This window comes from Streptomyces sp. NPDC055099, from assembly GCF_053607685.1.
The window spans coordinates 23,094-46,486 of record NZ_JBSGUA010000020.1 but is presented as its reverse complement, the minus strand read 5'-3'; the positions used below and the strand labels follow the sequence as shown (position 1 = coordinate 46,486).

The 23,393-nt window shown below is 73.2% G+C and carries 18 protein-coding genes and 1 riboswitch; of the genes, 3 read left to right on the top strand and 15 right to left on the bottom strand.

The genetic code is table 11. The annotated features are described in order from the left end of the window. Positions 1 to 67: 67 nt before the first annotated feature. Complete coding sequence (locus ACWFRU_RS35930; RefSeq protein WP_453692298.1) at positions 68 to 1,171, bottom strand: pyridoxal-phosphate-dependent aminotransferase family protein; 1,104 nt, start codon at positions 1,169 to 1,171, stop codon at positions 68 to 70. A gap of 100 nt (positions 1,172 to 1,271) precedes the next feature. Here ACWFRU_RS35930 and ACWFRU_RS35925 point away from each other — a divergent pair, with 100 nt between their 5' ends. Next, complete coding sequence (locus ACWFRU_RS35925) at positions 1,272 to 2,363, top strand: amidohydrolase family protein (protein ID WP_453692297.1); 1,092 nt, start codon at positions 1,272 to 1,274, stop codon at positions 2,361 to 2,363. Positions 2,364 to 2,399: 36 nt separating this feature from the next. Here the strand turns inward: ACWFRU_RS35925 and ACWFRU_RS35920 are convergent, their stop codons facing one another. Further along, entirely contained in the window at positions 2,400 to 3,248 is an 849-nt protein-coding gene (locus ACWFRU_RS35920) for a 2-phosphosulfolactate phosphatase (RefSeq protein WP_453692296.1), read from the bottom strand. 319 nt (positions 3,249 to 3,567) lie between these two features. Between ACWFRU_RS35920 and ACWFRU_RS35915 the strand changes: the two genes are divergently transcribed. Further along, positions 3,568 to 4,506, top strand: coding sequence for an SCO1860 family LAETG-anchored protein (locus ACWFRU_RS35915; protein ID WP_453692295.1), 939 nt, complete (start codon positions 3,568 to 3,570; stop codon positions 4,504 to 4,506). A 208-nt stretch (positions 4,507 to 4,714) separates the two neighbouring features. Here ACWFRU_RS35915 and cobC read toward each other — a convergent pair whose 3' ends face one another. From cobC to cobM, 6 genes are read right to left on the bottom strand one after another with little or no spacing between them, the layout of a single operon-like run. Further along, the gene (gene cobC / locus ACWFRU_RS35910) at positions 4,715 to 5,803 is read right to left on the bottom strand and encodes an Rv2231c family pyridoxal phosphate-dependent protein CobC (RefSeq protein WP_453692294.1); all 1,089 of its coding nucleotides are present in this window, start codon (positions 5,801 to 5,803) and stop codon (positions 4,715 to 4,717) included. Further along, positions 5,787 to 6,737 carry a sirohydrochlorin chelatase gene (locus ACWFRU_RS35905; protein ID WP_453692293.1) on the bottom strand — a complete coding sequence of 317 codons (951 nt, stop codon included), beginning with the start codon at positions 6,735 to 6,737 and terminating at the stop codon, positions 5,787 to 5,789. The genes cobC and ACWFRU_RS35905 overlap by 17 nt, the downstream gene beginning before the upstream one ends. Next, positions 6,734 to 7,354 carry a precorrin-8X methylmutase gene (locus tag ACWFRU_RS35900; RefSeq protein ID WP_453692292.1) on the bottom strand — a complete coding sequence of 207 codons (621 nt, stop codon included), beginning with the start codon at positions 7,352 to 7,354 and terminating at the stop codon, positions 6,734 to 6,736. The genes ACWFRU_RS35905 and ACWFRU_RS35900 overlap by 4 nt, the downstream gene beginning before the upstream one ends. Then, positions 7,351 to 9,078, bottom strand: a complete 1,728-nt coding sequence (gene cobJ, locus ACWFRU_RS35895; protein ID WP_453692291.1) for a precorrin-3B C(17)-methyltransferase — start codon at positions 9,076 to 9,078, stop codon at positions 7,351 to 7,353. The genes ACWFRU_RS35900 and cobJ overlap by 4 nt, the downstream gene beginning before the upstream one ends. After that, positions 9,075 to 10,394: a precorrin-6y C5,15-methyltransferase (decarboxylating) subunit CbiE gene (gene cbiE / locus ACWFRU_RS35890; protein ID WP_453692290.1), complete on the bottom strand. Its 1,320-nt coding sequence runs from the start codon at positions 10,392 to 10,394 to the stop codon at positions 9,075 to 9,077. Before cbiE ends, cobJ begins: the two co-directional genes overlap by 4 nt. Further along, a complete protein-coding gene (gene cobM, locus ACWFRU_RS35885; RefSeq protein WP_453692289.1) occupies positions 10,391 to 11,215 on the bottom strand; it encodes a precorrin-4 C(11)-methyltransferase in 825 nt (274 codons plus the stop codon). Before cobM ends, cbiE begins: the two co-directional genes overlap by 4 nt. 92 nt (positions 11,216 to 11,307) lie before the next feature. On the opposite strand from cobM, the gene ACWFRU_RS35880 reads away from it, so the two are divergent. Further along, entirely contained in the window at positions 11,308 to 12,036 is a 729-nt protein-coding gene (locus ACWFRU_RS35880) for a ZIP family metal transporter (protein ID WP_453692288.1), read from the top strand. A gap of 17 nt (positions 12,037 to 12,053) precedes the next feature. On the opposite strand, the gene cobI is transcribed toward ACWFRU_RS35880, so the two are convergent. Genes cobI through ACWFRU_RS35845 form a run of 7 tightly spaced genes read right to left on the bottom strand, consistent with a single transcriptional unit; the run spans position 12,054 to position 22,975 of the window. Beyond that, the gene (gene cobI / locus ACWFRU_RS35875) at positions 12,054 to 12,803 is read right to left on the bottom strand and encodes a precorrin-2 C(20)-methyltransferase (RefSeq protein ID WP_453692287.1); all 750 of its coding nucleotides are present in this window, start codon (positions 12,801 to 12,803) and stop codon (positions 12,054 to 12,056) included. Then, positions 12,800 to 14,149, bottom strand: coding sequence for a cobyrinate a,c-diamide synthase (locus tag ACWFRU_RS35870; protein ID WP_453692286.1), 1,350 nt, complete (start codon positions 14,147 to 14,149; stop codon positions 12,800 to 12,802). Before ACWFRU_RS35870 ends, cobI begins: the two co-directional genes overlap by 4 nt. A gap of 11 nt (positions 14,150 to 14,160) precedes the next feature. Next, positions 14,161 to 14,769 carry a cob(I)yrinic acid a,c-diamide adenosyltransferase gene (gene cobO, locus ACWFRU_RS35865; RefSeq protein ID WP_453692285.1) on the bottom strand — a complete coding sequence of 203 codons (609 nt, stop codon included), beginning with the start codon at positions 14,767 to 14,769 and terminating at the stop codon, positions 14,161 to 14,163. Next, a complete protein-coding gene (locus ACWFRU_RS35860; RefSeq protein WP_453692284.1) occupies positions 14,769 to 16,811 on the bottom strand; it encodes a putative cobaltochelatase in 2,043 nt (680 codons plus the stop codon). The genes cobO and ACWFRU_RS35860 overlap by 1 nt, the downstream gene beginning before the upstream one ends. Positions 16,812 to 16,857: 46 nt before the next feature. Beyond that, entirely contained in the window at positions 16,858 to 20,532 is a 3,675-nt protein-coding gene (gene cobN / locus ACWFRU_RS35855; RefSeq protein ID WP_453692283.1) for a cobaltochelatase subunit CobN, read from the bottom strand. Beyond that, on the bottom strand, positions 20,529 to 22,037 hold the full coding sequence (locus ACWFRU_RS35850; RefSeq protein ID WP_453692282.1) for a cobyric acid synthase: 1,509 nt from the start codon (positions 22,035 to 22,037) through the stop codon (positions 20,529 to 20,531). Before ACWFRU_RS35850 ends, cobN begins: the two co-directional genes overlap by 4 nt. Next, positions 22,034 to 22,975, bottom strand: coding sequence for a cobalamin biosynthesis protein (locus ACWFRU_RS35845; protein ID WP_453692281.1), 942 nt, complete (start codon positions 22,973 to 22,975; stop codon positions 22,034 to 22,036). Before ACWFRU_RS35845 ends, ACWFRU_RS35850 begins: the two co-directional genes overlap by 4 nt. A gap of 107 nt (positions 22,976 to 23,082) precedes the next feature. Further along, positions 23,083 to 23,228: riboswitch (cobalamin riboswitch) on the bottom strand. Positions 23,229 to 23,393: the final 165 nt, after the last annotated feature.

The window sequence follows — 23,393 nt, the reverse complement described above, 5'->3', positions numbered from 1 at the left end:
CCCGCAGGCCCCTCAGGTCCTGGGTGAAGCTCCCCGCCTGACCGCCCGCCCCGCCCCCCGGGACCGCCTACTGCCAGGCGGCCGTCACCGCGCGCCGGGCCGCCTCGAGGTCGACCGTGAGACCGGCCTCGCTCATCGCGGCGCCCAGCGCGGCCAGCGAGGCGTGCACGACGCCACGGGTCGCGTCAGGACCGTAGTGGTTCACCCGGATCATCTCCTTGGCGAGGGCCCCACCACCGGCGACCAGCGGAAGCACCGGGTCCGCGGCGAGCGCCTTGGCGACGAGCGCCGACGCGTCGACACCCTCCGGGGCGCGCAGCGTCGTGGCGACCGGAGCGGCGTCCCGCGCCTCGTGGACGTACGGGGTCGAACCGCCGCCCAGCGCGATCGCGCCCGCGCGCGTTGCCGCGGCGGCGGTCGCGTGCCGCGCCGTCAGCGCGTCAAGACCCTCCGCCTCGATGCGCTCCACGCACGCTTCGAGGGCGAGCATCTCCAGCTGGGCCGGGGCGTGAAGCAGCGCCTTGCGGCCGCCGTCGATCCAGCGCTCCTTCCAGTCCAGGAGGGAGAGGTACGAGCGGCGCGGCGCCCGCGGGTTCGCGGCCAGGCGCGCCCAGGCCCGCTCGCTCACGGAGACGGCCGAGACACCCGCCGGGCCGCCCATCGCCTTCTGCGCGCCGATCACGCACAGGTCCACGCCCCACGCGTCCGGAAGCAGCGGCTCGGCGGCCACCGAGGCGACGGCGTCGAGCATGAAGAGGGCGCCGTGCTCGCGCACGACCTCACCGATCTCGGCCACGGGATTGGTGTTGCCGGTCGCGGCCTCGGCGTGCACGAGCGAGACGAAGTCGATCTCGGGGTGCGCGGCCAGGGCCTCGCGGACCTGCTCGGCGGTCACGGCCGTGTGGAAGGGCACGGCGAGGTCGACGACGGTCGCGCCGCAGTCCCGCAGCCAGTTCCCGAAGGTCTGCCCGTACGGGCCGGTGATGACGTTCAGCGCGGTCGTGCCGGGCTGGGCCGCACCTCGGATGCAGCCCTCCAGGGGCAGCAGCGCCTCGCCCTGCATGATCACGACGTCCTGCGAGGTGGAGAGCAGTCCGGCGACGCGCTCCTCGATGGAGGCGAAGTGCCGGGCACTCAAGGGGGCCAGGTCAAGGAATGGATGCGTCGTCACGTGTGTCGTACCGGTGCTGCTCACTTCGCTGCTCACTTCGCTCACGAGTTCGTTCGGGCTGCCGGACCGAGCGTACCGACAGGCTCCTAAGCTGCTGTACATGAGCGATCACACGGTGCTGCACGTGAAGGGGCGGGTGCTCGTCGGCCCGGAGGAGGTCCGGGACGAATTGTGGGTGGTCGGGGGCAGGGTGACGTACGACCGTCCGGCGCGGGCGGCGGACGTCACGACGATCGAGGGCTGGACGCTCCCGGGCCTGGTCGACGCGCACTGCCACGTGGGCCTGGACGCGCACGGCCCGGTGGAGCCGGAGGTGGCGGAGAAGCAGGCGCTGACCGACCGCGAGATCGGCGCCCTGCTGATCCGTGACGCGGGCTCACCGTCCGACACACGCTGGATCGACGACCGCGACGACCTGCCCCGCATCATCCGGGCGGGCCGCCACATCGCGCGTACGCGCCGCTACATCCGCAACTACGCCCACGAGATCGAGCCCGCCGACCTCGTCGCGTACGTCGCCCAGGAGGCCCGTCGCTCAGACGGCTGGGTCAAGCTGGTCGGCGACTGGATCGACCGCGACGCCGGAGACCTGACGGCGTGCTGGCCCCGGCCCGAGGTGGAGGCGGCGATCGCCGAGGCGCACCGCCTGGGCGCGCGGGTGACGGCGCACTGCTTCGCCGAGGACTCCCTGCGGGACCTGGTGGAGGCGGGCATCGACTGCATCGAGCATGCCACCGGACTGACCGAGGAGACCATTCCGCTCTTCGCCGAGCGGGGCGTCGCGATCGTCCCGACCCTGGTGAACATCGCGACGTTCCCGCAGCTCGCCGACGGCGGCGAGTCGAAGTTCCCCAAGTGGTCGCGGCACATGCGGCGGCTGCACGAGCGCCGCTACGACACGGTGCGGGCCGCGTACGACGCGGGCGTGCCGGTGTACGCGGGCACCGACGCGGGCGGCTCCCTTGCCCACGGCCTGGTCGCCGCCGAGGTGGCCGAGCTGCGGCTGGCCGGAATCCCGGCGGTGGACGCGCTGTCGGCGACGACCTGGGGAGCGAGGTCCTGGCTGGGACGCCCCGGCCTGGAGGAGGGAGCGCCGGCGGACCTGGTGGTGTACGGCGCCGATCCGAGGGAGGACGTCGGGGTACTGGCCGCGCCGCGGAGGGTTGTGCTGAACGGGAGGGTGGTGGGGTAGGGGCGCTCCTCTTGCCCCAGCCCCGCCTTTACCCGATCACTCCGGCTTCGCCGAGGTCGTCCTCAATCGCCGGAGTCTGGGGCGGAGCCCCAGTTCGGGAAGGGGCGGGGTCGGGGAGGAGAAAGCCCCATCCACCAGCACCGGCACCCCCTCCGAAGCCTCCACCTCCACGGCCACCGCCACATCCTCCGCGAAGCCGTAAGACCGCAGCTCCCGCCCCGACGCGCAGTCGGCGACGGCCGAGGCGACGTCTCCGCATGACGTGTACGTGGCGGCCGCCACCGCCGCCTCCGGCGAGAGCTCCGCCCCGCGGATCGCGGAGACGATCGCCCCCGCCCCCAGCGAATCCTCCAGGGCGGGGCGCAGACTCCCGTCGGCCCATCGCTCACCGGCGGCGATGACGGCGACCGGTCGGTCGGGCGCTCCGTACCCCTGCCCGGCCAGCCAACTCCCCACGGCCGCCGCGTTCCTGAGGCACCCCGCGACCACCACCCCGGAAGAGCCCGCCGCCGCGGCGATCGCCGAACCGTTGGGCGAGGGCAGCACGAGGCGGGGCGTGAAGGGGGCCCGGCGCAGGGCGGCGGGGGAGAGGGACCACGGGGACCCTTCGGTCACCCCGCGCCGCCCGACCGCGAGGGCCGCGTCCCGCTCGCGCGCGAAGGCCACGGCACTCTCGTCCCGCCACGCGTACGGGAAGACCTTCGTCCCCGCTTCCACGGCGACCGACACCGCCGTCGTGAACGACAGCACGTCGACCACGACCAGGCAGGCCACGTCCCCGCCCGCCATGAGTCGCCGAGCCCCTTCCGGCCCCCACTCGAACCGCACCGCGTACGCGTCTTGCGCGGACCACTCGTCGCCACGTTCGTGCCTCGTCCGTCCCATGGGACTCATATTGACGGAGCGTTACGTGCAAGGGCCTTGGTTCGTTGGACATCATTCGGCCACGGCGTCGGCGTCAACCGACGTGTTCGAGCCAGGGAGTTGCCCGGGTGACTTGAGGGAACGCCCGTGCCGGAAGATTCGAAAGCAGGGGCGGAAACCTCCCTTTGGAGTGAACTCACGCTTCGTCGCTGGCTATTCACTCTCAGTGCGTAAAGATTCCCTCTGTCGATGTTGCCGGTGTCGTGCTCATGCGATGTCCCCATCCAGCGAAGCGCGAGGCCGCCGGCGACTCCGTAACTCTTGTGGGGGTTCCACCACCTTGAACAGCAACGCCTTCCGCCTGCCCGCACGTCGCCTCGGCGTGATCGCCACCGCCACGGTGCTCGTCGCGGGACCCGCGGCGCTCGCCACCGCGGGACCCGCCGCGGCGACGGGCGGCGACAAGGGCCGCGCGAACGCCGTCGTGCTGCGCACCGGCCTCGACGTGTCCCTGCTCAACAAGACCCTGAACGTCCCGCTCAAGGTCTCGCTCAACGAAGTGCAGGCGCCGGCCGGCGCCGACAAGACCGCGCTCACCGCCACGCTGGACGGGGTCAACGGCGGGCAGCCGTTCAGCGTGCTGCGGGCCGACGTGGCCACCGCGAGGGCGACCGCCGACAAGGGCAGGGCGGAGGGGTACAGCAACATCGCGCGGGCGAAGGTGCATGTGCCGGGTCTGCCGCTGCTTTCCCTGATCGAGGTCGAGAAGGTGACGTCCAAGGCGGTCTGCGAGGCGGGCAAGCGGCCGGTCGCCGAGTCGAATGTGCTGGGCGCCGTGACGGTGCTCGGCAAGAAGGTCACGCTGTCGGCCGGGGGGACGACCCAGGTGAAGGTGCCGGGGGTCGGGGAGGTGCGGCTCGACCTGTCCAAGACGCATACGACGTCGCGTACGGCTGCGGCGTCCGCGCTGGAGCTGACGGTGTCCGTGAACCCCCTGAAGCTGAATGTGGCGGAGGTGGAGGGGACGGTGACGTTGGCGGGGGCGTCCTGCGAGGCGCCGCGCGCTGCCGCGGCCAAGCCTGAGCCTTCGGCTCCGGTGAAGCCGCAGGGGGGTGCGGGGGAGAAGCCGGTCGCCGAAAAGCCCGCGAAGCCGGCGGAGGCGAATCTCGCGGAGACCGGGGGGAACTCTTCGACGCCGTACCTGGTGGCGGGCGGGGCGCTGCTTCTCGCCGTGGGGGGCGGGGCGGTGGCGGTGACTCGCCGGGGGCGGAAGGTGTGAGGTAGGGCGTTCCCTGCGGGGCTCTCCCCAATCCCACCCCTTCCCGAAACCAAGGGGCTCCGCCCCCTGGACCCCCGAAAAGATGGCCTCAAACGCCGGCCGGGCTGAGATAGCCCGTCCGGCGATTGAGGGCCGGGGTCTGGGGCAGAGCCCCTGCGCGGCGAAGCCGCCAATCGATACAGCCGGGAAGGGGCGGGGTTGGGGAAAATCAACCCCGCAACAACCCCCGCACCGCCCCCACCAACCGATCCGAAGTCCCCCGATCCCGCACAGCCACCCGAAGCCACTCAGCCCCCAGCCCGGGAAACGTGTCCCCCCGCCGCAAGGCGAACCCCCGCTCCCGCAACCGCTCCCGCAGAGCCACGGCATCAGGAGCCCGCACCAGCACGAAGGGCCCCTCCGCAGGCTCGACGGCCCGCACCCCGAAGGGGGCGAACTCCCGCAGCCCGGCGAGGAGATGGGCCCGGTCAGCGGCCACCCGTACCGCCGCCTCCGAAGCCTCGGCAAGCGCCGCAGGAGCCACGCACACCTCCGCCGCCGCGAGGGCAGGCGAAGACACCGGCCACAGAGGCTGAGCCCGCGACAGGGAAGCGATCGTCTCCGGGTCGGCAAGGACGTAACCGATCCGCAGCCCCGCAAGTCCCCACGTCTTGGTGAGGCTTCGCAGGACCACGAGCCCAGGCACATCCGTGCGACCCGCCAGCGCCTCCCGCTCCTCCGGCACCGCGTCCATGAACGCCTCGTCCACCACCAACACCCGGCCGGGGCGGGCCAGTTCGGTGATCGAGGCGGCCGGGTGGAGTACCGACGTCGGGTTCGTCGGGTTGCCGATCACGACCAGGTCGGCGTCCTCGGGGATCTTCGCCCCCGTGAGACGGAAGCCGTTCTCCTCCCGGAGCAGTACCCGCCCCACCTCGTGCCCCGCGTCCCGCAGCGCCGCCTCAGGCTCGGTGAACTGCGGGTGCACCACGACCGGCCTGCGCACCTTCAGTGCGCGGGCGAGAAGCACGAACGCCTCCGCCGCGCCCGACGTGAGCAGCACCCGGTCCGGCGTCACGCCGTGCCGCTCGGCCACCGCCTCCCGCGCCGCCCGGCCGTCCGGGTAGGCGGCGAGGCCGTCCAGCGAGGCGGCGATGTGCCGCTTCAGCCAGGCGGGCGGGGTGTCCGCGCGGACGTTCACCGCGAGGTCGGTGAGGCCGGCGGCGCCCCGGACCTCGGCATCCCCGTGATGCCGCAGGTCCGGGCCACCCTCGTACGTGCTCTCAGGGGGAGTGCGGCCCTCAGTGGGAGTGCGCATGCGAACCGTGGTGGTGGCCGTGTCCGTGACCATGACCGTGCCCGTGCCCGTGCCCGTGGTCCCCGTCGTCGTCCGGGTGGAAGTGCGGCTGCTGCGGGGCCCCCACCTTGTCCTCGAAGCCGGGCAGGGCGATGCGGTAGACGCAGGAGTCGCAGTTCATCCGCAGGTCGCCCTTGACCGCCTCGCGGTAGCGCTCCATGACGAGGTCGAGCAGCTCCTCCTCGGGGCCGATCACGTTCGCCGAGAGGACCTCGGTGTCGGGGTGCGCCGCCGCCCAGCCGTCCGTCTGCTGGCGGACCCGGTCCGGCAGGATGCCCGTGAAGAGGAAGTAGGGCAGGACCACGATCCGCTTCGCGCCCAGGCGCACGCAGCGGTCCAGGCCCGAGGGCACGTCCGGCGCCGCCAGCGACACGAACGCCGTCTCCACGCCCGCGTAACCGCGCCCCTCCCACAGCAGCCGGGCCGCCTTGTACACCTCAGCGTTGGCGTCCGGGTCGGTCGAACCGCGGCCCACGAGCAGCACCGTGACGTCCGCGCGGTCCTCGGGCGTGCGGACCGAGCCGCCGAGCGCCTCGTCCAGACGGCGGTCGAGGACTTTCAGGATCGAGGGGTGCGGGCCGAGCGGGCGGCCGTAGGTGTACGAGATGCCGGGGTGGCGCTCCTTCTCGCGGGTGAGCGCCGCGGGGATGTCGCCCTTGGCGTGCCCGGCGGACACCAGCATCAGCGGGACCGCCGCGAAACGTTTGACGCCCCGGTCCACGAGGTCGGTGACCGCGTCGCCCAGCGGCGGCGGGGACAGTTCGATGAAGCCGCCGGCGACCGGGAGTTCGGGGTTGCGGCGGGCGAGCTCCTGCACGAAGTCCCGGAAGGCGGCCGCCCCGGCGTCGTCACGGGTGCCGTGTCCGGCGATGAGCAGTGCGGGCGGGGTGGTCACTGGGACTCCTTGGATGCTTCGGTGATTGTTTCGTTCGGGCCGGGCGTCGGCGCGGGGTGGTACAGGAGCGCGTTCAGCGCCGCCGCGGCCACCGCCGAGCCGCCCTTCTCCGACACGTTGCTGACGGCGGGCAGACCGCTCTCGCGCAGTGCCGCCTTGGACTCGGCCGCTCCCACGAAGCCGACCGGCAGGCCGATCACCAGCGCGGGCGCGGCGTCGAGGACGAGCAGCTCCTCCAGGGCGGTCGGCGCGCAGCCGATCACCCAGAGCGCTCCGGGGCCCACCTGCTCGTACGCGAGACGGATCGCGTGGGCCGAACGGGTCAGCCCGTCATGGGCCTTGGCGTCCTTGAGGCGGCAGACCGTCTGCCGCTTCGTGATGCCCGCCGCGACCATCTCCACGTCGGCGACCACGGGCGCGCCCGCGTGCAGCGCCGCGTGGGCGGCCACCAGGGCGCTCTCGTCGGTGACGAGATCCGTCGCGTAGTCGAGGTCGGCCGCGGAGTGGATGACGCGTTCCACCACCGCGCGGGTCAGCGACGCGAAGTGCGAGGTGTCCAGGCGGGCCCGCAGCCTCCGGAACGACTCCTGCTCGATGGGGTGGACGACACGGGTCACTTGGTCACCTCCGACTCGTCGGCCTGCTGCCAGCGGTAGCCGCGCGGGGTCACCATGCGGCCCGCGATCTCGCGGGTCGCGGTGTTGCCGACGGTCACGACCGTCATCATGTCGACGACCGCCGGGTCGAGTTCGCCGATGGTGCTCAGACGCGCCGACTCGTCCGGGCGGGACGCGTTGCGCACGACACCCACGGGCGTCGTGGGCTCGCGGTGCTCGGCGAGGATCGACAGGGCCTTCGGGAGCTGCCAGTCGCGGCCCCGGCTGCGCGGGTTGTAGAAGGTGACGATGATGTCCGCCTCGGCCGCCGCGCGCACCCGGCGCTCGATGACCTCCCACGGGGTGTGCAGGTCGGACAGGCTGATGGACACGTGGTCGTGTCCGAGCGGCGCGCCCAGGATCGCCGCCGCGGCGAGCGCGGCCGTCACGCCGGGTACGCCGATGACGTCGATGTCGTCGCTCGCCTCGGCGAGCGCGGGCGACGCCATCGCGTACACGCCCGCGTCACCGGAGCCGATCAGCGCGACCGCCTGCCCCTTCTGAGCCTCGGCGACAGCGGTACGGGCCCGCTCCTCCTCGGCTCCGAGCCCCGACTCGATGAGCTTCGTGCCGGGCCTGAGCAGGTCGCGGATCTGGTCGACGTACTGGTCGAGGCCGACCAGGACCGAGGCCCTGCGCAGCTCCTCGCGGGCACGCGGCGTCAGCAGATCGCGTGCGCCGGGGCCGAGCCCGACCACGGCCAGCCGCCCGCGGGGCGTGCGGCGCACGACCGCGCAGGTCGCCATCGGCGCACGGCCCTCGGGCGCCGACTTCCGCTTGGGCACGAGGAGTTGGCCGCCGCCGCGCAGTGCCGCTGCTTCCGCCACCGAGGGCGTACCGACGGCGGCGAGCGGCGCGTCGGAGGGGTTCGGGACGTCGACAGCGGCCAGTTCGTCGGCCGCGTACGTCACGACCGGCACCCCGAGCCGCGCCGCCGCCTCGACGATGCCCGGCTCCCCGGCCTTCGCGTCGACGGTCGCGAGCGCGGCGACGGACGCGGGGGAGAGCCCCGCGTCGCGCAGGGTGTCCTCGATGAGCCCGAAGACCTCATCGGCGGGCGCGTCCTTGCTGGCGCCCACGCCCACGGTGAGGGACGGCGGACGCAACACGACCTCACCCGGGCCGAGTTCGAGCACCCGGTCCGTCACCCGGATCACCGGCCCGCCCGGCTGCCGCTGCCCCTGCTGAGGTGCGACGTTGGACGGCAGCGGAGGCAGCGGGTGGCTGAACTCCGCGTCCAGGGCGACCGGTTCACCGTCGAGGACCGCGCGGGAGACCCCGGCGACGTCCCCCTCGACCGGCAGACCGAGCGTGTCGAGCCCCGGCACGTCCACGGCATCGGTCGCTGTCGTCACGACAGGCGTGGCGCCCAGGACGTCCGCCACCTCGTGGGCCAGCGCGTTCGCGCCGCCCTCGTGCCCGCCGAGCAGGGCGACGGCGAAACGCCCCGCCTCGTCGACACAGACGACACCCGGGTCGACGTCCTTGCCCCGCAGGAGCGGCGCGGCAAGGCGCACCACGGCGCCGGTGGCGAGGAAGCACACCACCTGGTCGCACTCCGAGAAGGCCAGCTCCAAGGCCTCCCGCACGGGACCCTCGTACACCCGCGTCCGCGAGGGCCACGCCGCGACGACGCGGTCGCGTGCCGCGCCGCCCGCCGATGTGGCGGAGATCAGGCCGATCACTGAACTTCTCCTTCAGGCAAGGAATCAGACATGGACTCAGACATGGACTCAGACATGGACTCAGACAAAGAAGACGCGGGGCGGGTGCCCCACACCAGGAAGACCGGGTTGGTCGCGGCGAGCCGCGAGACCTCGCCGGGCAGCGGCGCGAGCCGCGAGGACTGCAGGAGTACGCCGTCGCAGTCGTACCCGGCGTCGCTCAGCGCGGCCCGGACCGCGGGCACCCGGTCGATCGCCGCCATGGCGACCACGACGGTCCGCCGCGCCCGCCGCGCGCACGCGGCCACTATGGCGGGCAGCTCACGGCCGCCGCCCCCGATGAACACGGCGTCCGGGTCCGAGAGATCCGACAGGACGGTGGGCGCCGCCCCGTGCACCGCGCGTACGTCGACACCGTGCGCGGCGGCGTTGGCCCGCACCCGCTCGACCCCGTCGGCGGTCTTCTCCACGGCGACGACGGCCGCTCCGAACCGCGCGCACTCCACGGCGACCGAGCCCGAACCGGCGCCGATGTCCCACACGAGGTCACCGGTGCGCGGCCCGAGCCGGGCCAGGGCGAGCGCCCGCACCTCGAACTTGGTGATCATCGAGTCGCGGTGCGAGAACTCGTCCTCGTCCAGGGCCCATCGGCCGGGGGAGAGGCGCGGTCCGGCCACGGTGCGCACGGGCGCGAGGGCCCGCTCCTCGTCCAGGCACAGCACGACGCTCACCGCGGTGCCCCAGTCGCGGCCCGCGGCCTCGGCCGGGGTGACCCGCTCGATCCGCTCGTGCTCCGGGTCGCCCAGGCAGGAGGCGACGACGAGGGTGCGGGTGTCGGCGCGGCGCACCAGCTCGGCGCCGAGCTCGGCGGGGCCGCTGCCGGGGCCGGTCAGGACGGCCACCTTGGGGTGCGCGCGGCAGGCGTTCACGGCGGTGCGCGGATCGCGTCCGTGCGCGCTCACCACCACCGCGTCGTCCCACGGGAGCCCGACCCGCGCGAACGCGGTGGCCACGGACGAGACGCCGGGCCGGACGTCGAGCGCGGCGGACCCGAACCGCTCGGCGAGCGCCCGCACGATCCCGAAGAACCCCGGGTCACCGGAGGCGAGCACGACGACACCGCCGACGCCTGTCACCCCGTCCGCCTTGGCCAGCTGCTCCTCGATGGCGTCGAGTGCGGGGGCGAGCGGCCCCATCACGACCCGGGCCGTACCCGGAGCCAACTGGACGGCGTCGATGTGCCGCCGGGCGCCCACCACGAGCCCCGCGGCGCGCACGGCGTCCAGGGCCGCCGCGTCGAGCGGCGCCCCCGTGCCCGTACCGACGACGGTGATCATGAGGTGGCCCTCTCGGCGCGTAGCGCGGCCCGCGCCTGCGGGTCGGCCTTGCGGAAGCCGTGGAAGTGGCCCGGGTGGTACAGGTGCGAGCGGGTGCCGTGCGCGGCGAGGGCGGGGCCGACCAGGAAGAGGGTGTGCTTCCAGAGCTTGTGCTCCTTGACCGTCTCCTCGAGGGTCTCGATGGTGCAGTGCAGCACGAGCTCCTCGGGCCACGTCACCTGGTACGCGATGACGACGGGCGTGGTCGTCGGGTAGCCGCCCTCCAGAAGCTCCCGCACCAACTGCCCGCTGCGCGCCGTCGAGAGGAACAGCGCCATCGTCGTGCCGTGCCGCGCGAACTCCCGCACCTCCTCGCCGGGCGGCATCGGCGTCTTGCCGCCGCCGAGCCGGGTGAGGATCACGGACTGCGCGACCTCGGGGATCGTCAGCTCCCGCTGTGCGATCGCCGCGACCGCCGAGAACGACGAGACGCCGGGCACGATCTCGGTCTCCACGCCGATGTCGGCGCACCGGTCGACCTGCTCCTGCGTGCCGCCCCACAGAGCCGGGTCGCCGGAGTGGATCCGGGCGACCTTCAGGCCCTCGGCGGCGGCCCGCTCGTAGACGGAGACCACCTCTTCGAGTGACATCGTCGCCGAGTCGAGGATCTCTGCGCCTTCGCGCGCGTGTTCGAGGACTTCGGCCTGGACGAGGCTGGCGGCCCAGATGACGACATCGGCGTCCGCGATCGCCCGGGCGGCACGGAAGGTGAGCAGGTCGGCGGCGCCGGGCCCTGCCCCGACAAAGGTCACCTTGCCGGTGGTGGCTTCGGCGTCGGCCATGGGTGGGTTCCTCTCGTACGAAACAGAAAAACAATGGGTGTCGCCCCGCGCCGGATGTGCGGGGCGGGGGGTCAATCGGCTAGCAAGGGCGCATGGCGGTGTTCGTGGCGCTCGGCGCTTTTGTGATGACCCTGGTGGGCGGCTGGACGGCCCAGCGGGTCACTGACCGGCGCCACCTCGTCCTGGGGCTCGCGGGCGGTCTGATGCTCGGCGTGGTCGGCCTGGATCTGCTGCCGGAGGCGCTGGAGGCATCGGGCACCCCGGTCTTCGGCGTACCGGCGGCGCTGCTCCTGTTCGTCGCGGGCTTCCTCGCCGCGCACCTGGTGGAGCGTCTCCTGGCGGGCCGGCACGCCGCGCACGGGGCGGACGAGCACAACGGCCGCGTTCCTCAGGTGGGTCTGACGGCGGCCGGCGCGATGGTCGGGCACAGCGCCATGGACGGCATCGCGATCGGCGCCGCGTTCCAGGTGGGCGGCGGCATGGGCGCGGCGGTGGCCCTGGCGGTCGTCGCCCATGACTTCGCGGACGGCTTCAACACGTACACGATCACCAGCCTGTACGGGAACGCACGCCGCAAGGCCCTCGCGATGCTCTTCGCGGACGCGGTGGCCCCCGTGGCGGGCGCCGCCTCGACGCTCCTGTTCACCATCCCGGAGCAACTTCTCGGCGGATATCTCGGTTTCTTCGGCGGAGCACTGCTCTACCTCGCCGCCGCGGAGATCCTGCCCGAGGCCCACCACGAGCACCCGGCCCGCTCGACGCTGCTGTGCACGGTGGCCGGGGCGGGGTTCATCTGGCTGGTGGTGGGCATCGCGGAGTGAGGCGCCCGCGGAGGGTGTCACAGTTTTCCGCCCCGGCCGCTCTCGCGCCGTGCGGGAGCGATGAGGGTGGACAGGTAGGGCAGCGGCGCGTCGCCGAGTTCGGCGGCCCCCTGGATGGACTCCTCGGGCAGCCCCAGGGCCGACCCCCACACCGCGTCCTCGGTCCGCCCGGTCTCCCGCAGCGCGGCGGCCACCTCATGGGCGAGCCGGCCGAACTTGTAGGCGACGACCGTGCCGGGCCCGGCGAGCGCGTCCTTGAGCACGGCGGCGCCCGCGGTCACCGGCACCAGCGTCAACGGCTCGGTGCCCTCGGTGAGGACGGCGCCGCTGCGCGCGGCGAGGTCCTGCATGGCGGTGATGCCGGGCACGGTCTCCACCTCGACGCCGGGCACGAGCTCCGCGATGGTCTGCGCGAGATAGGTGAACGTCGAGTACACGTTGGGGTCGCCGATCGTCGCGAACGCCACCGAGCCGTGCTCCCGCAGCAGCGCGGCGACCCGCTCCCCGGCGGCGTCCCAGGCGGCCTCGCGGCGCTGCCGGTCACTGCGCTCGTTGAGCGCGAACACGACGCGTACGACCTTGTCCTCGGGCACGTAGTGCAGCACCGTCGACTCGGCGCGCCCGCGCTCGCCGCCGTCCGTGCCGTCAGGCGCGGCCATGACGGGCACGACGACGACAGCGGCGGCACGCAGCGCGTTGACGCCCTTGACCGTGACGAGCTCGGGGTCTCCGGGGCCGACCCCGACGCCGACCAGCTTGCTGCTCATGCTGCTGCCCATCCTCTGCACCTCTCTACGAACCGACGGGCGATACCGGGTTCGGCGGCCCAATGCGTGTGCAGGTAACTCGCGTGCACACCTTGCTGTACGAAGCCTTCGAGGCGCCGCTCGGGCGCGTGCATCCCCCAGGCGGCGACCGCCCCGGCGCCCGGTTCGACGACGGTGCGGTGGAACTCGTGCCCCCGCATCCGTGTCCCGGCGACGGCGAGGGAACTGTCGGACACGGCCACGGCGTCGCGGTACCCGAGCGTGAGCCGCTCGGACATCCGCGCGTGCGCGTCGAGCACCCCGCACATCGGCTTCCCGTCCAGCTCCCTCGTCAGGTACAGCAGTCCGGCGCATTCGGCGGCCACGGGCGCACCGCCGAGCGCCAGCTCGGCGACGGCTTTGCGCAACGGCTCGTTGGCGGAGAGCTCGGGCGCGTACACCTCGGGGAAGCCACCGCCGATGACCAACCCGGCGGTGCCGGGCGGCAGCTCTTCATCGTGCAGAGGATCAAAGGTGACGACATCGGCCCCGGCGGCGGTCAGCAGCTCGACATGCTCCGCATAGGAGAACGAGAAGGCGGGGCCACCTGCGATGGCGACCACGGGGTTGGCCGGATGGTGCAGTCCCTGGGGGGCACCCACCGCAACCGGATCCCACGCGTCACCCGACAACGCAGGCGCACTGCGCGCCAGCGCGAGAATCGCATCGAGGTCGCACCCCTCGCGGACCTGCGAGGCCAACGCCGCAACAGACTCCAAAGCCTCAGCCCGCCGCTCGGCGACCGGCACAAGCCCCAAGTGCCGCGACGGAGCCTGGACCTGCGGGGCGCGCCCCAGCGCCCCGAGGACCGGGACCCCCGACTCATCCAGCGCCTCCCGCAGCAACGCCTCATGCCGCGCAGACCCCACCTTGTTCAGAATCACGCCCCCGATCCGCACCTCCGGATCCCACGAGGCGAACCCATGCACAAGCGCGGCAACGGACCGCGACTGCGAAGAAGCATCCACGACAAGCACCACAGGTGCCCGCAGCAGCTTCGACACCTGCGCGGTGGAAGCGAGTTCGCCCTGCCCGGAGGCTCCGTCGTAAAGGCCCATGACGCCCTCGACCACGGCGAGATCACATCCCCGCGCCCCATGGGCGAACAAGGGCGCGACCAGCTCGGGCCCGCACATGAAGGCGTCGAGGTTCCGCCCGGGGCGGCCCGTGGCCAGCGCGTGATACCCGGGGTCGATGTAGTCGGGCCCCACCTTGTGCGGGGACACGGCGAGCCCGGCCGCGGCGAACGCGGCCATCAACCCCGTGGCGACGGTCGTCTTCCCGCTTCCGGAAGACGGCGCTGCCACCACAAGCCGAGCTACCACTCGATGCCCCTCTGGCCCTTCTGCCCGGCGTCCATCGGATGCTTGACCTTGGACATGTCCGTCACGAGATCGGCGAACTCGACCAGCTCAGCAGGCGCGTTGCGCCCCGTGATGACGACATGCTGGTTCCCGGGCCGCGCCCGGAGCGTCTCGACGACCTCGTCCGTGTCGATCCACCCCCAGTGCATGGGGTAGGCGAACTCGTCGAGCACGTACAGCTGGTACGTCTCGGCGGCGAGGTCTCGCTTGACCTGCTCCCAGCCCTCGCGGGCCTTCTCCTCGTTGCTCTGCTCGCCGTCGGCCGGCGCGCGCTGGATCCACGACCAGCCCTCGCCCATCTTGTGCCAGTCGACGGACCCGCCCTCGCCGGAGGCCCCGAGGACCTTGAGGGCGTTCTCCTCGCCGACCTTCCACTTCGCCGACTTCACGAACTGGAAGACCCCGATGGGCCACCCCTGATTCCAGGCCCGCAGCGCGAGCCCGAAGGCGGCGGTGGACTTCCCCTTGCCGATCCCGGTGTGCACGACCACCAGCGGACGGTTGCGCCGCTGACGCGTGGTGAGCCCGTCGTCCGGCACCACGCTCGGCTGCCCCTGAGGCATCAGGCCACGCTCCTCATACGAGTTCCCTGTACGTCCTTGACGAGCCCGGCGATGGACTCCGCCCGCAGCTCGTCGAGCGTCACGGCGGTCCCGCCGAGCTCACCCGCGAGCTGCCCCGCGAGACCGAGCCGTACGGGCCCTGACTCGCAGTCCACGACCACCGAGGCGATCCCCGCGGCCCCGAAGAGCCGCGCCGCACGCCCCGCCTGGGCCACCGGCTCCACGCCACCCGTGGCCCGGCCGTCCGTCACGACCACCACCAGCGGACGCCGCGCGGGATCGCGCAGCCGCTCCACCCGCAGCACCTCGTGCGCCTTGAGCAGCCCGGCCGCGACCGGGGTACGTCCGCCCGTGGGCAGCGTCTCCAGGCGGGCGGCAGCCGCGTCGACGGACGACGTGGGCGGCAGCGCCACCTCCGCGTCGGCCCCCCGGAAGGTGACCAGGCCGACCTTGTCCCGCCGCTGGTAGGCGTCGAGCAGCAGCGAGAGCACCGCGCCCTTCACCGCGCTCATCCGCTGCCGCGCGGCCATGGACCCGGAGGCGTCCACGACGAAGAGCACGAGGTTGCCCTCACGCCCTTCCCGCGTCGCCTGCCGCAGATCGTCACGCCGTACGACGAGCCCCCGCCCGGAGCGCCCGCGCGCCCGCTGATGCGGGGCCGCCGCCTGCACGGTGGCCGCCAGGTGCAGCTTGGTGAGCGCACCCTGGGGCCGCCGGGCCCCGGTGGTCCGCCCGTGCTCGGTCCGCGCCCGTGAGCGCCGCCCCGCGGCACCCTCGCCCAGGCCGGGCACGCTCAGCATCTTCGTGCGGAACGGCTCCGCGGCCCGCACGGGCTGCTGCTCACCGCCACCGGCTGCCGGAGCCTGCGCGGGGGACGCCTCGTCCTCCTGGCCCGTGTCGCCCTGCGTTTCCGGCTGTTCCGGCTGCGACTCCGGCGAGCCGGGCGTGTCGGGCGTGTCGGGCCCGCTCTCCGGGGGGTTGCCGCCACCGCCGGGGCCGTCCGGGTCCGGGTCGTCGTCGCCCTGGTCACCGTCGGAAGCCTGCTCCAGCGTGTCGTCGAGCTTGTCCTCGTCGAGTCCCGGCGCGTCGAAGGGGTTGCGCCGGCGCCGGTGCGGAAGCGCGAGGAGCGCGGCCTGGCGCACGTCCTCGGCGAGCACGTCCTCGCGGCCCGCCCAGGCGGCGAGCGCCGTCGCCGTACGCGCCATCACGATGTCGGCCCGCATCCCGTCGACCTCGAAGGCCGCGCAGGTGGCCGCGATCTGCCGCAACGCGCCGTCGCCGAGCCGCACGTGGGGCAGCAGCGCGCGGGCCGCGACGATCCGGGCACGCAGCGCGGCCTCCTCGTCGTGCCAGCGCGCGGCGAACCCCTCCGCGTCGTCGTCGTACGCGAGCCGCCGACGGACGACCTCCACCCGCTGATCGGTCTCGCGCGACGCGGCGACCTCGACGGTGAGCCCGAACCGGTCGAGCAACTGCGGTCGCAGTTCGCCCTCTTCGGGGTTCATGGTGCCGACGAGCAGGAACCGCGCGGCATGGCGCACGGAGACGCCCTCGCGCTCGACGTACGAGGCGCCCATGGCGGCGGCGTCGAGCAGCAGGTCCACCAAGTGGTCGTGCAGCAGGTTCACTTCGTCGACGTAGAGGATGCCGCGGTGCGCGTCGGCGAGCAGGCCGGGCTCGAAGGCCTTGACGCCCTCGGCGAGCGCGCGCTCGATGTCGAGCGCGCCGACCAGACGGTCCTCGGAGGCGCCCACGGGCAGCTCGACCATCCGCGCGTCCCGCACGGAGGCCCCGCCCGCCTCGTGCGGGCCGTCGGGGCAGGCGGGGTCGGGGGCGGCCGGGTCGCAGGAGAACCGGCAGCCGGCGACGACGGGCACCTGCGGGAGCAGCGCCGAAAGGGCGCGCACCGCGGTGGACTTGGCGGTGCCCTTCTCGCCGCGTACGAGGACACCGCCGACGGCGGGTGACACGGCGTTGAGCAGCAGGGCGAGCCGCAGGTCGTCCTGGCCGACGAGGGCGGTGAACGGATAGGGGGTACTCACAAGGCCTCCATTGCGTGTTCCAGGTCTTGGCAGGGGACGGTGGGCCTCACCCGTCCCCCTCAAGATCGCCCTCAAGCTCCAGGTAGGTGGCCCGCAGCCGCTCCAGCGTCCCCGCGTCCGGCTCGGCCCACAGGCCACGCTCGGCCGCTTCGAGCAGCCGCTCCGAAATGCCGCGCAGCGCCCAGGGGTTGGACTTCTGCATGAACTCCCGGTTCTCCGGGTCGAAGACGTACTCGGCGGAGAGCTTCTCGTACATCCAGTCGTCGACCACGCCCGCGGTCGCGTCGTACCCGAAGAGGTAGTCCACGGTGGCGGCCATCTCGAAGGCGCCCTTGTAGCCGTGGCGCCGCATGGCCGCCATCCAGCGGGGGTTGACCACGCGGGCCCGGAACACGCGGTGGGTCTCCTCGCCCAGGGTCCGCGTCTTCACCTGGTCGGGGGTCGCCGAGTCGCCCACGTACGCCTCGGGGGACTCGCCCGTCAGGTGCCGCACCATGGCGACCATGCCGCCGTGGTACTGGAAGTAGTCGTCGGCGTCGACCAGGTCGTGTTCGCGCGTGTCCACGTTCTTCGCGGCGACGGCGATCCGCCGGAACGCGGTCTCCATGTCGCCGCGCGCGGCCTTGCCGTCGAGCCCGCGCCCGTAGGCGTAGCCGCCCCAGACCGCGTACACCTCGGCGAGGTCGGCGTCGCTGCGCCAGTTCCGCGCGTCGATCAGCGGGAGCAGGCCGGCGCCGTAGGCTCCGGGCTTGGAGCCGAAGATCCGGGAGGTGGCCCGGCGCCGGTCACCGTGCTCGGCGGTGTCCTCGTCGGCGTGCGCCCGTACGTAGTTGGACTCCGGGGCCTCGTCCAGTTCCGCCACGGCCCGTACCGCGTCGTCGATCAGGCCGACGACGTGCGGGAACGCGTCCCGGAAGAACCCGGAGATCCGTACGGTCACGTCGATGCGCGGCCGTCCGAGCTCCTCCGCCGGCACGATCTCGAAGCCGGTGACGCGCCGGGACGCGTCGTCCCACACAGGACGGCACCCGAGGAGCGCCAGGATCTCCGCGATGTCGTCGCCCTGGGTGCGCATCGCCGACGTGCCCCACACGGTCAGGCCGACCGACTTCGGGTAGTCGCCGGTGTCCGCCAGATAGCGGGCGATCAGCGAGTCGGCGAGCGCCTGGCCGACCTCCCAGGAGAGCCGCGAGGGGATCGCCTTGGGGTCGACGGAGTAGAAGTTGCGGCCGGTCGGCAGCACGTTCACGAGGCCGCGGGTGGGCGACCCGGAGGGCCCGGCCGGGACGTAACCGCCGTCGAGCGCCCGCAGGATGTGCCCGATCTCGTCCGTGGTCCTGGCCAGCCGGGGTACGACCTCCTCGCACGCGAAGCCCAACACGGCCACGGCGGGCGGCAGTTCGACCCCGATGGTCTCGCGCACCAGCTCACGCACCGCGCCGAGCTCCCAGCCGCGCTCCTCCATGCCCTCGGCGAGGCGGCGGCACAGCTGCTCAAGGAGGTCCAGGGCGTCCGCGCCGGTCCGGGCGGGCCCGTCGACCAGCGAGGTCAGGCCGTCCGCGACCTTCACCGCCGCGCCCGGCTCGGCGAGCAGCTCCTTCTCGCTGAGCCCGAAGTGCTCGGCGAGGCAGGCCCGCAGACCCGGCAGGGCGTTCGCCTGACCGCCCCAGACCTGCGAGGCGCGCAGCACGGCGAGGACCAGGTTGACGCGCGCCTCGCCCTCGGGGCCACCGCCGAGGATGTGCAGGCCGTCACGGATCTGCACGTCTTTGATCTCGCACAGATAGCCGTCGATGTGCATGACGAACTCGTCGAACTCGCCGTCGTCGGGCTGCTCGTCGACATGCAGGTCGTGGTGCAGCTCTGCGGCCTTCACCAGCGTCCAGATCTGTGCCCGCACGGCGGGGGCCTTCGTCGGGTCCAGGTCGCTGACCAGCGCGTACTCGTCGAGCAGCTGCTCCAGCTTCGCCAGGTCCCCGTACGTGTCCGCGCGCGCCATCGGCGGCACCAGATGGTCCACCACCGTGGCGTGCCCGCGCCGCTTGGCCTGGGTGCCCTCGCCGGGGTCGTTCACGATGAACGGGTAGATCAGCGGCAGCTCGCCGAGCACCGCGTCCGGAGCGCAACCACCGCTCAGGCCGAGGCCCTTGCCCGGCAGCCACTCCATCGTGCCGTGCTTGCCCATGTGGACGACCGCGTCGGCGCCGAAGGACATCTCCAGCCAGCGGTAGGCCGCCATGTAGTGGTGCGAGGGTGGCATGTCGGGGTCGTGGTAGATCGCGATCGGGTTCTCGCCGAAGCCGCGCGGCGGCTGGATCATCACGACGACGTTCCCGAACTGCAGGGAGGCGAGCACGATGTCGTCGCCGTCCACGTACAGGCTGCCGGGCGGCTCGCCCCACGCCTCCAGCATGCCGTCGCGCAGCTCCGGGTCCAGCTTGTCGAACCACGCCCGGTAGTCGGCGAGCGGCACGCGCGCGGGGGCGGCGGCCAGCTGCTCCTCGGTGAGCCACTCGACGTCGTGGCCACCGGCGTTGATGAGCCGGTGGATCAGCTCGTCGCCGTTGTCGGGGTGGCCCTCGACGACGTACCCCGCGTCCCGCAGGGAGTCCAGCACACGCACCGCCGACGCGGGAGTGTCCAGGCCTACCGCGTTGCCGACGCGCGAGTGCTTGGTGGGATAGGCCGTGAAGACGAGCGCGAGCTTCTTCTCCGCGTTCGGCTTGTGCTTCAACTGGGCGTGCCGCAGGGCGATTCCGGCGACCCGCGCGGCGCGCTCGGGGTCGGCCACGTACACCGGTACGTCGTCGGGGCCCTGCTCCTTGAAGGAGAACGGCACGGTGATGACACGGCCGTCGAACTCGGGGATCGCCACCTGCATGGCGGCGTCCATGGGGGAGAGCGCGGCGTCCGACGCCTCCCACGTGGCACGCGACGAGGTCAGGCAAAGTCCTTGCAGGACAGGGATGTTGAGGTCGGCGAGCGCGCCGATGTCCCAGGCCTCCTCGTCGCCGCCCGCGCTCGCGCCCGACGGGTGGGTGCCGCCCGCCGCGAGGACGGTGGCGACCAGGGCGTCCGCCTTCCCCAGGATCTCGTACAGGCCCGCGTCGGCGCCGCGCAGCGAACCGCAGTACACGGGGAGCGCGTTGGCGCCGCGCGCCTCGATCGCGTCGCACAGCGTGTCGACGAAGCCGGTGTTCCCGGAGAGCTGGTGCGCGCGGTAGAAGAGCACCCCCACGGTCGGCCGGCCCTCGACGTACGCGCGCGTGCCGTGCACCCCGTACTCGGGCATCTTCCGCGGCTCGGCGCTCCGTCGCTCGTGGGCGTCACCGGAGCGCGCGTGCCCCGCCGCCAGGACGTCCTCCTTGAGGAAGCGCGCCAGCTCGCGCAAGTTCTCCGTGCCGCCCTCGACGAGATACCGCAGCGCCTCCGCCACGGACCCCGCGTGCACGGTCGACTCCGCCATCAGCTCCGCGTCCGGCACGGCCTCGCCGCCGAGCAGCACCGTCGGAATCCCGGCGGCCTTCAGCGCCGCGAGCCCGTCCTCCCACGCCCGCTTCCCGCCGAGCAGGCGTACGACGGCGATGTCCGCGCCCTCGATCAGCGCGGGCAGCTCGGCCTGCGCGTCGACCCGGGTCGGGTTGCCGATGCGGTAGGGGGCGCCGGAGGCACGGGCGGCAAGGAGGTCCGTGTCGGCGGTGGACAGAAGCAGGACGGTCATGAGGGTGCCCCCGGTGCGATGAAGGGGAGGCCGGCGGGTGTGCCGGTCTCGATCAGGCTGAGCAGCGCGTCCGTGTCCGCGTGTTCTTCGATCAGGTCTCCGAGCAGGTCGAGCTGCTCCTCGCGCAGGACGCCGAAACTGGTGTCGGGCGCGGGCACGAAGCGGCGCCCTGCGGCGCGGGCGACCTCGGTGAGGAAGCGCCGCCGGAACGCGTCGGACTCCAGCGAGCCGTGCCAGTGCGTGCCCCACACCTCGCCGACGCGGCAGCCGTCCAGGAAGGGCTCCCCGCCCAGGACTTCGGCGACGCCGTGATGGATCTCGTACCCCTCGACGGGTTCACCGAGCGCCTCGCCGACCGGCCGCGCGAGGGTCTTCTCGCGCGCGAAGCGCACGCGCACGGGCAGCAGCCCGAGCCCGTCGACGGCTCCCGCCCGCGACTCGACGTCGTCCTCGATGTGCTCGCCGAGGACCTGGAAGCCGCCGCAGATGCCGAGGACGGGGCGACCCTCGGCGGCGCGCCGCGCGAGGGCGTCGGCGAGGCCGCGCTCGCGCAGCCACTCCAGGGCGCGCACGGTGCCGCGCGTGCCGGGCACGACCACGAGATCGGCGTCGACGAGTTCCTCGGCCCGGTCCACGAACCGCACGACGACGCCGGGTTCGGCGGCCAGCGCGTCCACGTCCGTGAAGTTCGACATCAGCGGTACGGCGCAGACGGCGACCCGCAGCACGTCCTCGCCGACCGGGGGAGCGACGACGGACTCCCGTACGGCACCCCGCAGGGAGACCCGCAGGCCGTCCTCCTCGTCGATGCCGAGGCCGTGCCGGAACGGCAGCACACCGAACGTGCGCCGTCCGGTGAGCCCATGGAGCATGTCGAGCCCCGGTTCGAGCAGCGAGACGTCGCCCCGGAACTTGTTCACGAGATACCCGGCGACCAGCTCCTGGTCCTCGGCGCTCAGCAACGCCGTCGTCCCGAAGAAGGAGGCGAAGACGCCCCCGCGGTCGATGTCTCCCACCACGACCACGGGGAAGCGGGCGGCCCGCGCGATCCCCATGTTCACGATGTCCGTACGCCGCAGATTGATCTCGGCGGGACTGCCCGCGCCTTCGCAGATCACGGCGTCATAGCTGCCCCGAAGTTCCTCCAGGCATCCCACGACGGTCGACAGCAGCGCTTCCTGTCGCCCCCCGTGGTAGCCGCGCGCGCTCATCTCGCCCACGGGCTTGCCCATCAGGACGACCTGGCTGCTGCGGTCGCTGCCCGGCTTGAGCAGTACGGGGTTCATCAGCGCGGTCGGCTCGACCCGGGCGGCCTGCGCCTGCATGGCCTGGGCGCGCCCGATCTCGGCTCCCTCGCGCGTGACGAAGGAGTTGAGGGACATGTTCTGCGCCTTGAAGGGCGCGACGGAGACGCCCTTGCGGGCCAGCCACCGGCAGATCCCGGCGGTGACGACGCTCTTGCCCGCGTCGGACGTGGTCCCCGCGACGAGGAGTCCACCACTCATGAGGCCCTGCCTTTCCGTAGCGTGCTCACGGCGGCCGCGACGCCCAGGGCAAGCAGACCGACCCGCCGCGACAGCTTCACGGCCCGCTCGATGTCCGCGACGTCCACGCCCCGCCCGTCCCCGTTCAGGACAGGCCGGTGCTCGACCCGCCCCCCGTACGAGAGCGTCCCCCCGAGCCGTACGCCCAACGCCCCGGCGAAGGCGGCCTCGACGGGACCGGCGTTGGGGCTCGGATGCTTTGCGGCGTCCTGGCGCCAGGCGCGCACGGCACCCCGCGGAGAGTCCCCGGCGGCAGCCGCGAGCACGGCGGTGAGCCGGGCGCCCGGCCACCCCAGTACGTCGTCGAGCCGGGCGGAGGCCCACCCGTAGCGCCGGTACTTCGCGGACTTGTGCCCGACCATGGCGTCGAGCGTGTTGACGGCGCGGAAGGCGACGAGGCCGGGCACGCCCCCCAGGGCTCCCCACACCAGGGCGCCCACCACGGCGTCGGAGGTGTTCTCGGCGACGGACTCCACCACGGCCCGCGCGATGCCGTCGGCGTCCAGGGCCTGCGGGTCACGCCCGCACAGATGCGGCAGCCGCTCCCGGGCCACCTCGATGTCCCCGGCGGCGAGCACCCCGCCCACGGCCCGCGCCTCACGCCCCAGCGAGGTCCCGCCGAGCACGGCCCAGGTCGTGGCGGCGGTCAGCGCGACGGAGGCGGCGCGTGAGTCACGTACGAGAGAGGAGGCCAGGGCGGCCGCACCGGCAGCGCCTCCGGCACACACCACGGCGTGCAGGGCGCCCCACCCGCGGTGGTCACGCCACAGGACACGCTCGACGGCACCGGCGGCCCGCCCGAACGCGGCGACCGGATGCCCGCGGCGAGGATCGCCGAGGAACAGATCACCGAGAAGGCCGGCGGCGGCGCCGTACGCGAAGTCGCGATCGGCACGCATGGCTTCAGCCGGTCGCTGTGCCGAGAAGTGAGCTCACGCTCGGGAACTGGTCCGGCAACGGGCGGCCGCGCATGGCGATATGTCCTCACTCAGGGTGTCCGCGCCCTGGTTCGACGTGATCGGCGGCGAGAGTTCCTGGCTTCCGAGGAGTCAGCTCCTCGATGACAGTGGCGGGACCGCGCCGGATTCACACCGGCTTCCTCTCCTGCTGCCGTATTGGCTCCGGCAGTCCACCACGGCCCGCGAAGGCCCGTCAACTCGCCGTTGACCTGCGACGGGAGAGTGTGCGGAGGCCCACATACGAAGGTGGGGTGGGGGGGGGGGGGGGGGGCGCGGCGCCCCCCCCCCCCCCCCGCCGGGGGGCCGGCGTTGTATAATAAGGCGGGGGGGCGGGCCCCCCGCCGGCGGGGCGGTGGCA

Coding starts and splice junctions, on each gene's coding strand:
- ACWFRU_RS35925 (WP_453692297.1), top strand. CDS start 1,272: ATGAGCGATCACACGGTGCTGCACGTGAAGGGGCGGGTGCTCGTCGGC.
- ACWFRU_RS35920 (WP_453692296.1), bottom strand. CDS start 3,248: ATGGGACGGACGAGGCACGAACGTGGCGACGAGTGGTCCGCGCAAGAC.
- cobC (WP_453692294.1), bottom strand. CDS start 5,803: ATGCGCACTCCCACTGAGGGCCGCACTCCCCCTGAGAGCACGTACGAG.
- cbiE (WP_453692290.1), bottom strand. CDS start 10,394: ATGATCACCGTCGTCGGTACGGGCACGGGGGCGCCGCTCGACGCGGCG.
- cobM (WP_453692289.1), bottom strand. CDS start 11,215: ATGGCCGACGCCGAAGCCACCACCGGCAAGGTGACCTTTGTCGGGGCA.
- ACWFRU_RS35880 (WP_453692288.1), top strand. CDS start 11,308: ATGGCGGTGTTCGTGGCGCTCGGCGCTTTTGTGATGACCCTGGTGGGC.
- cobI (WP_453692287.1), bottom strand. CDS start 12,803: ATGAGCAGCAAGCTGGTCGGCGTCGGGGTCGGCCCCGGAGACCCCGAG.
- cobO (WP_453692285.1), bottom strand. CDS start 14,769: ATGCCTCAGGGGCAGCCGAGCGTGGTGCCGGACGACGGGCTCACCACG.
- cobN (WP_453692283.1), bottom strand. CDS start 20,532: ATGACCGTCCTGCTTCTGTCCACCGCCGACACGGACCTCCTTGCCGCC.
- ACWFRU_RS35850 (WP_453692282.1), bottom strand. CDS start 22,037: ATGAGTGGTGGACTCCTCGTCGCGGGGACCACGTCCGACGCGGGCAAG.
- ACWFRU_RS35845 (WP_453692281.1), bottom strand. CDS start 22,975: ATGCGTGCCGATCGCGACTTCGCGTACGGCGCCGCCGCCGGCCTTCTC.